Below are 12100 nucleotides of genomic sequence, written 5' to 3' on the forward strand. Positions count from 1 at the left end.
CCCCGCGGGGCGGGGCTTTTCGTTGTCCGAGGCCAAGGATTAGTTGGTCTGGATGTTGGAAGCTTGCTTGCCTTTAGGGCCCTGAGTAACTTCGAACTGCACTTTTTGACCTTCTTTCAGGGTCTTGAAGCCGTTCATGTTAATCGCGGAGAAGTGTGCGAACAAATCCTCACCGCCATCATCAGGAGTGATGAAGCCAAAACCTTTGGAGTCATTGAACCACTTAACGGTACCAGTTGCCATTTTAAAAAAACTTTCAATAAAAACGAATCACACGAGCCATAAAAGCAAGAAGCTTCCTGCCCCCTCCTCGACAACTCACTTCTTACCAACATGTACAGATCTGCACAAAGTCGATATCGCATTGTTGGCGGAACAATTTTTAATGTCAAGCGCTTTCACTAGCACACGGTGAGCTTTTTGCAACAGCTTTTTTTCGAGCCCTTGATTTTGGCCAAGCTGACCGCCATCTGCGGCAATCGGCGAAAACGCGTAAGATGAGTACTGGTGGAAATGGCCCTCTTAAATGGGCGTTGCAACTAGTCTGAAAGCATTAGAATATAAGCGTATGGCAACCAAGCATGACACCGAAACTGTCCTGGAACGGCAGGCGATAAAGCCGCCACCTATGTACCAGGTGGCGCTGCTGAACGACGACTACACTCCGATGGAGTTTGTGGTCGCCATCATCCAGGAGTATTTCAATAAGGACCGGGAAACGGCCACACAAATTATGCTGAGTGTCCATCGCTACGGCAAAGGCGTGTGCGGCGTTTTCTCTAAAGATATAGCTTCAACCAAAGTGGAGTTTGTTTTAACGCATGCACGCAAGGCGGGGCATCCCCTGCAATGTGTGATGGAGGAAGTATGATTGCGCAGGAATTGGAAGTAAGTTTGCATATGGCGTTTGTCGAAGCGCGGCAGGCGCGACACGAGTTCATCACCGTGGAGCACTTGCTGCTGGCGCTGCTCGACAACCCATCGGCAGCCGAGGTGCTGCGCGCCTGCGCAGTGAATATTGAGGATCTGCGCAAAACGCTGACGAACTTTATCGGCGACAACACGCCTACCGTGCCGGGCACCGGCGAGGTGGACACCCAGCCAACCCTGGGCTTCCAGCGCGTGATCCAGCGCGCGATCATGCACGTGCAGTCGGCCTCCAACGGCAAGAAGGAAGTGACCGGCGCCAATGTACTGGTGGCGATCTTCGGTGAAAAAGACTCGCACGCTGTTTACTACCTGCACCAGCAGGGCGTCACCCGCCTGGACGTGGTCAACTTCATCTCGCACGGCGTGCGCAAGGACCAGCAAATGGATTCCGGCAAGGCATCGGAGGGCGTGGAAGAGGGCGCCGCACCGGAAGGCCAAGCCAAGGAATCGCCGCTGGACCAGTTCACCCAGAACCTGAACAAGTCCGCTGCCGAGGGCAAGATCGACCCGCTGATCGGCCGCGAAGACGAAGTGGATCGCGTGATCCAGGTGTTGTGCCGCCGCCGCAAGAACAACCCGTTGCTGGTGGGCGAAGCCGGCGTGGGCAAGACCGCCATTGCGGAAGGGCTGGCCTACCGCATCACCCAGGGCGACGTGCCGGAAGTGCTGTCGAATGCCGTGGTCTACTCGCTGGACATGGGCGCGCTGCTGGCCGGCACCAAATACCGCGGCGACTTCGAGCAGCGCCTGAAGGCGGTGCTGAAGCAGCTGAAAGACAATCCGAACGGCATCCTGTTCATCGACGAGATCCACACCATCATCGGCGCCGGCTCGGCGTCGGGCGGCACGCTGGACGCGTCCAACTTGCTGAAACCGGCCCTGGCCAACGGCCAGCTGAAATGCATCGGCGCGACCACGTTCACGGAATTCCGTGGGGTGTTCGAGAAAGACCATGCGCTGAGCCGCCGATTCCAGAAGGTCGACGTCAACGAGCCGACCGTGGAGCAGACCGTGCAGATCCTGCGCGGCCTGAAGTCGCGTTTCGAAGAACACCATGGCGTGAAGTATTCGTCGTCGGCGCTGTCGACCGCGGCCGAACTGGCTGCGCGCTTCATCAACGACCGCCACCTGCCAGACAAGGCGATCGACGTGATCGACGAGGCGGGCGCTGCACAGCGCATCCTGCCGAAGTCGAAGCAGAAAAAAACCATCGGCAAGACCGAGATCGAGGAAATCATTTCCAAGATCGCGCGCATTCCGCCGCAGACCGTCAACCAGGACGACCGCAGCAAGCTGGCTACCATCGACCGCGACCTGCGCAACGTGGTGTTCGGCCAGGATCCGGCAATCGAGGCGCTGGCGTCTGCGATCAAGATGTCGCGCGCTGGCCTGGGCAAGCAGGACAAGCCTATCGGCTCCTTCCTGTTCTCCGGTCCGACCGGCGTCGGCAAGACCGAGGTGGCCAAGCAGCTGGCCTTCATCCTGGGCATTGAGCTGATCCGCTTCGACATGTCGGAATACATGGAACGCCATGCAGTGAGCCGCCTGATCGGCGCGCCGCCCGGCTACGTGGGCTACGACCAGGGCGGCCTGCTGACCGAGGCGATCACCAAGAAGCCGCACGCCGTGCTGCTGCTGGACGAGATCGAGAAGGCGCATCCGGATATCTTCAATATCCTGCTGCAGGTGATGGACCACGGCACGCTGACCGACAACAACGGCCGCAAAGCCGATTTCCGCAACGTGATCATCATCATGACCACCAATGCTGGTGCGGAAAGCCTGCAGAAGCGCTCGATCGGCTTCACCGACAGCAAGGAAGCGGGCGACGAGATGGCGGACATCAAGCGCATGTTCACGCCGGAGTTCCGCAACCGCCTGGATGCGACCATCAGCTTCCGCGCGCTGGACGAGGAAATCATCCTGCGCGTGGTGGACAAGTTCCTGATGCAGCTGGAAGAGCAACTGCACGAGAAGAAGGTGGAAGCGATCTTCAGCGAACAGCTGCGCAAGTTCCTGGCGAAGAAGGGCTTCGATCCTTTGATGGGCGCGCGTCCGATGTCGCGACTGATCCAGGACATGATCCGCAAGGCGCTGGCCGACGAATTGCTGTTCGGCCGCCTGGTGTCCGGCGGCCGCGTGATAGTCGATCTGGACGAAGCGGAAGCGATCAAGCTGGAGTTTCCGGAACCGGATGCGGCGCCTACGCCGCCACCGGAGACCGTCGAAGTCGAATAAGCGCTGTGCCGCTTCGGAAAACCCGCTCGCCGAGCGGGTTTTTTTATTCCCTCAGGGTTCCTGGAGCTGCTTCAATGCCGCCAGGCGGCGGCGCGACACTTCCACGCTCATGCCGTCGACGCGCAGCAAGACGGCGCCGCCATCGCCATTCTCGATGCTGCGCACGGCGGCCAGGTTGACGATGTGGCGGCGGTTGGCGCGGAAGAACTGCTGCGGGTCGAGGCGCTGCTCCAGCTGCAGCAGCGAGCGCGCCAGCAACGGCGCGGCGTCGTCGAAGTAGAGGCGCGTGTAATTGCCCTCCGACTCGAACAGGCGGATGTCTTCCAGGCGCACGAACCAGCAGCGTTCACCGTCGCGGATGAACAGTTTTCGCGGATGGGCGCTGGCCGCGGGCGCGAAGCCAAGCCGCGCAGCGGCACGTTCCAAAGCCGAGGCCAGGCGTCGCGGCTCGATGGGCTTCATCAGGTAGTCGAGCGCACTGGCTTCGAAGGCTTGCAAGGCGTACTGGTCGAAGGCGGTGGTGAAGATCACCTCGGGCGGGTCGTCCAGTGCGGCCAGCAGGTCGAAGCCGCTGGCGCCGGGCATTTGCACGTCCAGCAGCAGCAAGTCGGGCTGCAACGCAGCCACCTGAAGCGCCGCTTCGGCGGCATTGGCCGCCTCCCCAACCACGGCGACACTGGCGTGGCAGGCCAGCAAGCGCTGCAGTTCGGAGCGAGCCAGGCGTTCGTCGTCAACGACCAGGACCCGTATCATGCGGCCCGTACCGGCCAAGCTTGCCAATGGCGGATGCAGGGTGTCCGCCATCATTGAGTGGCACCCATGACTTCCACAGCCAAGCCTGCCACATTCAACGCCAGTGAACCGCCGGCGGTTTGCACGATACGATCGACATCGGCCAGGTTGACCAGGTGGCGGCTGTTGGCGCGGAAGAATTGCTGGCGGTCGAGCATTTGTTCGAGCTGTTGCAGGGAGCGCGGGATCAGTGGCGCAGCGTCGTCGAAATAGGCGCGCGTATGCTCGCCTTCCGCTTCGAACAGGCGGATGTCGGTCAGGCGCACGAACCAGCAGCGATCCCCCTCGCGGATGAACAGCTTGCGTGGCTTGCTGCCCATGCCGGCGCGGACGGCAGCACGTTCCAGTGCGGCGGCAAGGCGTTGCGGGTGGATCGGCTTGAGCAGGTAGTCGGCCGGGCAGTGGCCATGGCCGGTGGTGAAAATCACTTCCGGCACGTCGTCCAGCGCATCGAGCAGGTCGAAGCCGCTGCCGCCCGCTATCTGCACATTCAGCAGGAGCAGGTCCGGCGCCAAAGCCCTGGCCCGCGCGATGCCATCGGCAACATCGGCGGCCTCGCCGACGATCTCAAATTGCTGCTGGCCTGCCAGCAGGCGGCGCAGCTCCTTGCGCGCCAGCCGCTCATCGTCGATAACCAGCACGCGCATCGTCATGACAAAGGGAAGCTCAGGGTGGCGCGTACCCAGCCATCGCGCTCCACCAGTTCAAGGCTGGCGTTGCTGCCCTTGGCATGCAGCAGCCGTTTGCGGGCGTTGGCCAGGCCGACGCGCGTCGAATTGCCTAGCCTGGCCAAGGCGCCGCGGTTGGCCACCTCGATAGCGGCGTGGCCGTTGGCATGGCTGGCACTGATGCGGATTTCCGTACCGACGCTGCTTTGCTCGACGCCGTATTTCACCGCGTTTTCAACCAGCGTCTGCACGGCCATCGGCGGAATGGTCACGCTATCCATGCCGCCGGCGATGCAGACGCTGACGTTCAGGCGCTCTTCGAAGCGGATCTTTTCGATGGCCAGGTAGGATTCAACGGCTTCCATCTCTTCTTTCAGCGGCACGGTATCGGCATAGCTGGCAGCCAGCGTATAGCGCATCAGCGTTGCAAGCTGGTCGATCATTTGCGCGGCCGCTTGCTGGTTCTCGAAAATCAAGGCGCGCACGCTGTTCAGGCTATTGAAGAAGAAATGCGGATTCACCTGGGCCTGCAGGGCCTTCAGTTCGGCTTCCTTGGCGAGCACGTCGAGCCGCAGCGCTTCCGATTCGAAGCGGTTGGCGCGCCGCAGGGCCGTGGCCGCCATATATGAGACCTGCCATGCTGTCATGATGCCGGACCAGAACAGCAAGAGCATGGGCAGCCAGCTGCCGCCGTCTGCCACGCCGACCAGTGAACGGGCAATGATGGTGACAAGCGCCAGCTGCAAGGGGCCGAGGATGAAGATGGCGACAAGGACCTGCCGCCAGTCCACGCGGCGCGTATTCCAGTCGCGCAGCTTCATGTAGCGGCGCCACAGGTCCGTCAGCAGCAGGCCGCTGACGCCGTCCAGGATGCAGGTCAGGACGGCGCCCGGCCGCGCCAGGAATGGCCCGTTGACCAGCATGAGGAAGGCAATCACGGCGCTCCAGCCAAGTCCTTGCAAGATCCAATACCAGTTGAGCCGCGCCAGTAGCGGCATTTCGCTGCCGTCGGTGCGGTTCATGTGGTCGTTTTCCGTCCTGATGAGTGCTCTTTTCATGGCATGGGAGCATACCGTATCCGTCCAACTGCCGCTCCAGCTATATGACGAACGGTCGAATCGGATGACAAGCGGTTGCTCAGGATCTGTGCCGGCGGCGCCGGGCGCGCAGGGGGAAGACGAACCACGTGCCGATCAGCAGCAGGAAGGCTGCCAGTCCTCCGGCCGCGCTGCCCATATCGCTGCCGGTGACCATGTAGAGCACCACGGCGATGTCCAGCGCCAGGCCTGCGGCCAATGGCGCGAGGGCGTAGCAGATGGCGCGCGAAGAAATGGTGATCGCATGCATGGAAACCTGGCCTGGTTCGGCGAGCCGATGGTAGGCGGCCGGCAGCATGACCAGCGCGATGGCCGCCACCACCAGGGCCAGGGCGGCGGCGTGGCAGTCCTGGGCATAGACAGGCAGCTGCTCGAAACGGTCGTTGAAGACGGCAATGGCCTGGAAGCCGAACAGGGCCTGGATACCTGGCAGTATCATGCGCGCCTCTTCGATGATGCGGCCCATCTGCTCTTTTAGCGACTCTTGCTCGGTGTGCTCGTCCATGCCGTCGATTCTAGCGAGCAGCCGTTTTGGCAGGCGCGCGCCTGTGCTGCCACGACCAGCTGCGCCACCAGCCCGGCGCCGTAGCTGGACATGTGGTCATCATCGAAATACAAGGCCTTGCCATCCTTGACGGCGTAACAGCGCGCGGCGTCACAGAACAGCGTTTCCGGCCGCAGGATGCGCACACCGGCAGGCAATTCACCCAGCCGCTGCTCCACGAAGGCGCTGCGGCGGCGCCACCAGTCGGTCGTGACGCCATCCACCGTGCGCGGGTCGTCGGCCTGGCGTATCAGCTTATCCACCTGGCGCGGGAGTTCGGGCGCCTGCAATACCACGGTCACATGTTTGCCCGCGCTGGCAAAGCGGTTCAATATCGTCTTGTACGAGGCCCAGATGGCGTTGCGCTTGGCATCGCTGAATTCGTCCGGCAGGCGCGGGTAAATGCCTTCATGGTCGCCAAACAGGGCACTGTGAATGCGGTAGCTGACCACGACCTCCTTGATATGCGGATCGGCGGTAATGAAGTCGACAGCCTCGCGCGTCCAGTCGCTGCAGCCGGGATTGGGGTCGGCGCGATGGTAGGAAGGCGAGCAGCCGCTGAAGCTGAACTGGCGCACACCCTGGTGGCGGCCGTTCAACTGTACCGCCAGCGCGTGCGCCAGTTCGATCGCATGGCTGTCGCCGAACACTGCCCATTCCCCGGCGGGACCGTTGAAGGCACAGGCGTCTTGCGGTTTGCGGTACTGCAGCCCCTTGGTATGGCAGGCAGCGCGCTCCGGGCTTGCAGTGACAGTGCGCAGTACCTCTTCCTGCTGCGCAGTGGTCTTGACACTGCGCATGCCGTTGGTCTTGTGGCCTGCCATGCCGATGCCGAAGAACAGCAGCGAGCCGGCAATGGCGAAGGCGAAGATTTGTTGCCGGCCAAACCTGCTGCGGTTGCGGAACGGCTTTTCGACGAATTGCCAGCTAAGATAGGCCAGCACCAGCGTCAGCACCACCAGCGCGGCCATCAGGGCCGGACTTGGCCCGTCCATGCTACGGTGGCGCGCGAATGCCAGGATAGGCTGGTGCCACAAGTAGGCGCTGTAGCTGACCAGGCCGACGCCGACCATCAGGCGGCTGCCCAGGATCTTGCCGACCGTGGTGGACGGGGCTGCGAACAGGATGATGAGCGCTGCGCCGATTGTGGGCAGGAGCGCGTACACACTGGGAAAGGGCGTGTATTTGCTGAAGGCGAAAATGCCGGTGCCGATCAGGCCGAGGCCGGCAAGGCTGGCAAGTTCGCGCGTGCGTTGCGAATGCTGGCCGGCGCCGGGGCGCGACATGTAATAGGCGCACAGTGCGCCGATGGCCAGTTCCCATGCGCGTGTCGGCAGCAGGAAGAAGGTGGCAGAAGGATCCCTGGCCACGCCCCATTGCGCCGCACCGAGGCTGGCCAGCGCCGTGCCGACCAGCACCGCCAGCAGCAGCCGCTGGTCGCGGCGCCAGAACAGCATCAGGAACAACGGGAACAGCAAGTAGAACTGTTCTTCGACCGCCAGGCTCCAGGTGTGGAGCAGGGGCTTGAATTCGGCTGAGCTGTCGAAGTAGTCGCTCTGCTCCCAGAACAGGATATTCGACGCGAAGGCGGTGACGGCCACCAGGCTTTGCGCAAAGCCTTTCAGGTCGTCCGGCACCAGCCAGAGCCAGGCGAACGGCAGGCAGGCAAACAGCAGCAGGAATAGCGCCGGCAGGATGCGGCGCGCCCGTCTTTCATAGAAATTGAGGATGGAGAACTGGCCAGATTCCAGCTCGTGGATCAGGATCGTCGTGATCAGGTAGCCGCTGATGACGAAAAAGACGTCGACGCCAACGAAGCCGCCGCCAAAGAACTGGAACCCTGCGTGAAACAGGATTACCGGCAGGACGGCAACCGCCCGCAGACCATCAATTTCCCTGCGATATTCCATGTAATGCCCCTGAATTCAACGCAAGACGATACTACGGGATTGTCATTGATGCAATATGCTGTGGCGTCGATGCCTCGGCTTAGGGTTCCTGCTCCTCGCGCAGGCGGCGCCACAGCGTCGTGCGGCTGATGCCCAGGTAGTCGGCGGCGGCGTCACGGCGGCCGCCGAAGCGGGCCAACACTTCGGTGACGCTGTTCGGCGCGGGGGCGGATGCATGGGGGGCAGGCAGTGGCGTTACCGCCTGCGGCAATGAATTCAGTTCCGGCGCGACGCCTGCAACGAAGCTGGGCGTCAGGGCCTGCAGCGGTTCGGCGGCGAGGAACAGGGCGAGGCGTTCGGTCAGGTTGCGCAGTTCGCGTACGTTGCCGGGCCATTCATAGCGCAGCAGCAGGGGCGCGCAGGCGGCCAGTTCGGCCGGCAGGTTCGGGTGGGCGCGCGCACCCAGGCTGGCCAGGGCGGTACGCAGCGACCATTCGGCCAGCGGCAGGATGTCGGTCGGGCGCTCGCGCAACGGCGGCAGCGACAGGCGCAGCACGGCCAGGCGGTAGAACAGGTCCGGGCGGAAGCGGCCCTCGCGCACCCTCGCTTCAAGGTCGCAGTGGGTGGCGCTGATGATGCGCACGTTGACCGGAATCGGCCGCGTGCCGCCGACGCGCACAACCTCGCGTTCTTCCAGCACGCGCAGGAGCCGGGTTTGCAGTGCAAGCGGCATTTCGCCGATTTCGTCGAGGAACAGGGTGCCGCGGTTGGCTGCTTCGAACAGGCCGGCGTGGCCGCCGCGCCGGGCACCGGTAAAGGCGCCTTCCTCATGGCCGAACAATTCCGACTCCAGCAGCGATTCGGCGATCGCGCCACAGTTCACCGCGACAAAAGGACGGTTGGCGCCGCCCAGCGTGCGCGGGGATTCGCGGTGGATGGCTTGCGCCACCAGTTCCTTGCCGCAGCCGGTTTCACCCTGGATCAGCACCGTGGCGGGCGATTTCGCGTACAGCACGACAGCTTGGCGCACGCGCTCCATCGCCTCGGACTCGCCGCGCAGGTCGGCCAGTCCATGCTTGGCGCGCAAGGTGTCGGCCACCACGTGGCGCCTGCTACGGTTGGTTTCCAGCTGCGCCAGGCGCGCCAGTTCAAGTGCGTCGTCGAAGGCCTGGCGGATCGATGCGGCGGAATAGACAAAAACGCCGGTCAGGCCGGCTTCTTCGGCCAGGTCGGTGATCAGGCCGGCGCCGACGATGGCCTTGATGCCGGACGCCTTCAGGTCGTTGATCTGGGCGCGTGCATCTTCCTCGGTGGCATAGGTGCGCTGCTCGATCGGTACGCCGAAGGTGGCGGCGAATTCCGCCAGCGCCGGCATGTCTTCCTGGTAGGTGATCACGCCGATGCGGTCGGAAACCTTGCGCGCGCGGGCCAGGGCCTGCATGAAATCGAAGCCGCTGGCCTTGGCGATCACCACGGGTACCGACAGGCGTCCCTTCAGGTAGGCCGCATTCGAGCCGGCCGCAATGACGGCATCGCAGCGCTCCGTCGCCAGGCGTTCGCGAATATGGCGCGCGGCCTCGTCGAAGCCAAGGTTGATCGGTTCGATATCGGCCAGGGCGTCGTATTCCAGCGTGATGTCGCGGAACAGCTCCGACAGGCGCGAGACGGAAACCGTCCAGATCACCGGCTTGTCGGCCGGGTCGAAGGGCAGGGGAGTGGAATGTCGCATGTTTCACCTGAAACGTTTCACGTGTTTCAACTTGAAACATTATACTCTGGCGTTCGCCTTGCAAGTGCTTGATTTTGCTGGGAAGCCACGGCTGGCATGCCACTTGCACTATGGACGGCAAACATTCCTCTAACAGAAAGGACATCATGAGCCAATACTCCGCAGGCGCCGCCTTCCGCAAGGCCGTGCAAGAAGAATCCCCGCTGCAGGTGGTGGGCGCGATCAACGCCAACCACGCCCTGCTGGCCAAGCGCGCCGGCTTCAAGGCGATCTACCTGTCGGGCGGCGGCGTGGCTGCCGGCTCCCTCGGCCTGCCGGACCTGGGCATCTCGAACCTGGACGACGTGCTGACCGACGTGCGCCGCATCACCGACGTGTGCGACCTGCCGCTGCTGGTGGACGTGGACACCGGTTTCGGCGCCTCCGCCTTCAACGTGGCGCGCACCGTAAAGTCGATGATCAAGTTCGGCGCCGCCGCCATGCATATCGAAGACCAGGTGGGCGCCAAGCGTTGCGGCCACCGTCCCGGCAAGGAAATCGTGTCCAAGGGCGAGATGATCGACCGCATCAAGGCTGCCGTGGATGCGCGTACCGACGAAAACTTTGTGATCATGGCCCGTACCGATGCGCTGGCCGTGGAAGGTCTGGACGCCGCAATCGACCGCGCAGTGGCCTGCGTGGAAGCCGGCGCCGACATGATCTTCCCGGAAGCGATGATTTCGCTGGACATGTACAAGCAGTTCGCCGCAGCCGTGAAAGTGCCGGTGCTGGCGAATATCACCGAGTTCGGCTCCACCCCCCTGTTCACCGTGGAAGAACTGAAGTCCGCCGACGTGGGCCTGGTGCTGTACCCGCTGTCGGCCTTCCGCGCCATGAACAAGGCTGCCGAGAATGTGTACACCGCGATCCGCCGCGACGGCACCCAGAAGAGCGTGGTCGACACTATGCAGACCCGCGCCGAACTGTACGAGCGCATCAACTACCACGACTTCGAGCAGAAACTCGATGCGCTGTTCGCAGCACAGAAAAAATAATCGATCAATCCGAGGAGAGACCAACATGACCGAAGCAGCTCCAACCTTCAAGCCAAAGAAATCCGTCGCCCTGTCCGGCGTTGCAGCCGGCAATACCGCCCTGTGCTCCGTCGGCAAGACCGGCAATGACCTGCACTACCGCGGCTACGACATCCTGGACGTGGCTACCACCTGCGAATTCGAAGAAATCGCCTACCTGCTGGTGCACGGCAAGCTGCCGAACTCGGCGGAACTGAAAGGCTACAAGTCCAAGCTGAAATCCCTGCGCGGCTTGCCGCAAGGCGTGAAGTCGGCGCTGGAAGCGCTGCCTGCATCGGCCCACCCGATGGACGTGATGCGTACCGGTGTTTCCGTGCTGGGCTGCTGCCTGCCTGAAAAGGATGACCACAATATCGCCGGCGCGCGCGACATCGCCGACCGCCTGATGGCTTCTTTCGGCTCCATGCTGCTGTACTGGTACCACTACAGCCATAACGGCAAGCGCATCGATGTGGAAACCGACGATGAAACCATCGGCGGCCACTTCCTGCACCTGCTGCACGGCGAAAAGCCGTCCGAATCGTGGGTGCGTGCAATGCATACCTCGCTGATCCTGTACGCGGAGCACGAGTTCAACGCCTCCACCTTCACCAGCCGCGTGATCGCCGGCACAGGTTCCGACATCCATTCCGCCATCACCGGCGCGATTGGCGCGCTGCGCGGTCCCAAGCACGGCGGCGCCAACGAAGTGGCGCTGGATATCCAGCAGCGCTACGAAAACGCCGACGAAGCGGAAGCCGACATCCGCAACCGCGTCGCCAACAAGGAAGTGGTGATCGGCTTCGGCCACCCGGTGTACACTATTTCCGACCCGCGCAACGTGGTGATCAAGGAAGTTGCCCGCTCGCTGTCGCAGGAAGCCGGCTCGATGAAGATGTTCGACATCGCCGAGCGCCTGGAATCCGTGATGTGGGAAATCAAGAAGATGTTCCCGAACCTGGACTGGTTCTCCGCTGTGTCGTACCACATGATGGGCGTGCCGACTGCCATGTTCACCCCGTTGTTCGTGATCTCCCGTACTTCGGGCTGGGCTGCCCACGTGATCGAACAGCGCATCGACAACAAGATCATTCGCCCAAGCGCCAATTACGTTGGCCCTGAAGACCTGGCCTTCGTACCGATCAAGGACCGCAAGTAATC

The 12100-nt window shown here is 62.6% G+C and carries 11 protein-coding genes; 4 read left to right on the top strand and 7 right to left on the bottom strand.

Annotated elements, in window-relative coordinates:
- Nucleotides 1–39 precede the first annotated feature (39 nt).
- Entirely contained in the window at nucleotides 40–243 is a 204-nt protein-coding gene (cspE, locus tag ACN9MZ_RS10265) for a transcription antiterminator/RNA stability regulator CspE (protein ID WP_130314874.1), read from the bottom strand.
- 325 nt (nucleotides 244–568) lie between these two features.
- Here cspE and clpS point away from each other — a divergent pair, with 325 nt between their 5' ends.
- Together clpS and clpA are read left to right on the top strand one after the other, a co-directional pair.
- Nucleotides 569–871 (top strand): ATP-dependent Clp protease adapter ClpS, encoded by a 303-nt coding sequence (gene clpS, locus ACN9MZ_RS10270; protein WP_055937573.1) that lies wholly within the window; start codon nucleotides 569–571, stop codon nucleotides 869–871.
- The gene (clpA, locus tag ACN9MZ_RS10275) at nucleotides 868–3168 is read left to right on the top strand and encodes an ATP-dependent Clp protease ATP-binding subunit ClpA (protein ID WP_426342043.1); all 2301 of its coding nucleotides are present in this window, start codon (nucleotides 868–870) and stop codon (nucleotides 3166–3168) included. Before clpS ends, clpA begins: the two co-directional genes overlap by 4 nt.
- A gap of 51 nt (nucleotides 3169–3219) precedes the next feature.
- Here the strand turns inward: clpA and ACN9MZ_RS10280 are convergent, their stop codons facing one another.
- From ACN9MZ_RS10280 to prpR, 6 genes are all read right to left on the bottom strand, one after another.
- Nucleotides 3220–3975 (bottom strand): LytR/AlgR family response regulator transcription factor, encoded by a 756-nt coding sequence (locus ACN9MZ_RS10280; RefSeq protein ID WP_426342044.1) that lies wholly within the window; start codon nucleotides 3973–3975, stop codon nucleotides 3220–3222.
- Complete coding sequence (locus ACN9MZ_RS10285; RefSeq protein WP_426342045.1) at nucleotides 3972–4613, bottom strand: LytR/AlgR family response regulator transcription factor; 642 nt, start codon at nucleotides 4611–4613, stop codon at nucleotides 3972–3974. The genes ACN9MZ_RS10280 and ACN9MZ_RS10285 overlap by 4 nt, the downstream gene beginning before the upstream one ends.
- A complete protein-coding gene (locus ACN9MZ_RS10290) occupies nucleotides 4610–5686 on the bottom strand; it encodes a sensor histidine kinase (RefSeq protein ID WP_426342046.1) in 1077 nt (358 codons plus the stop codon). The genes ACN9MZ_RS10285 and ACN9MZ_RS10290 overlap by 4 nt, the downstream gene beginning before the upstream one ends.
- 79 nt (nucleotides 5687–5765) lie before the next feature.
- Nucleotides 5766–6230, bottom strand: coding sequence for a DUF6328 family protein (locus tag ACN9MZ_RS10295; protein ID WP_426342047.1), 465 nt, complete (start codon nucleotides 6228–6230; stop codon nucleotides 5766–5768).
- A complete protein-coding gene (locus tag ACN9MZ_RS10300; RefSeq protein WP_426342048.1) occupies nucleotides 6200–8179 on the bottom strand; it encodes an acyltransferase family protein in 1980 nt (659 codons plus the stop codon). Before ACN9MZ_RS10300 ends, ACN9MZ_RS10295 begins: the two co-directional genes overlap by 31 nt.
- A gap of 79 nt (nucleotides 8180–8258) precedes the next feature.
- On the bottom strand, nucleotides 8259–9887 hold the full coding sequence (prpR, locus tag ACN9MZ_RS10305; protein WP_426342049.1) for a propionate catabolism operon regulatory protein PrpR: 1629 nt from the start codon (nucleotides 9885–9887) through the stop codon (nucleotides 8259–8261).
- Between the two features lie 146 nt (nucleotides 9888–10033).
- Between prpR and prpB the strand changes: the two genes are divergently transcribed.
- The gene (prpB, locus tag ACN9MZ_RS10310; protein WP_426342050.1) at nucleotides 10034–10921 is read left to right on the top strand and encodes a methylisocitrate lyase; all 888 of its coding nucleotides are present in this window, start codon (nucleotides 10034–10036) and stop codon (nucleotides 10919–10921) included.
- 25 nt (nucleotides 10922–10946) lie between these two features.
- Nucleotides 10947–12098: a bifunctional 2-methylcitrate synthase/citrate synthase gene (gene prpC, locus ACN9MZ_RS10315; RefSeq protein ID WP_426342051.1), complete on the top strand. Its 1152-nt coding sequence runs from the start codon at nucleotides 10947–10949 to the stop codon at nucleotides 12096–12098.
- Nucleotides 12099–12100 lie beyond the last annotated feature (2 nt).

The sequence above is a fragment of the Pseudoduganella sp. S-14 genome (genome assembly GCF_049913285.1).
Classification (GTDB): Bacteria; Pseudomonadota; Gammaproteobacteria; order Burkholderiales; family Burkholderiaceae_D; genus Rugamonas.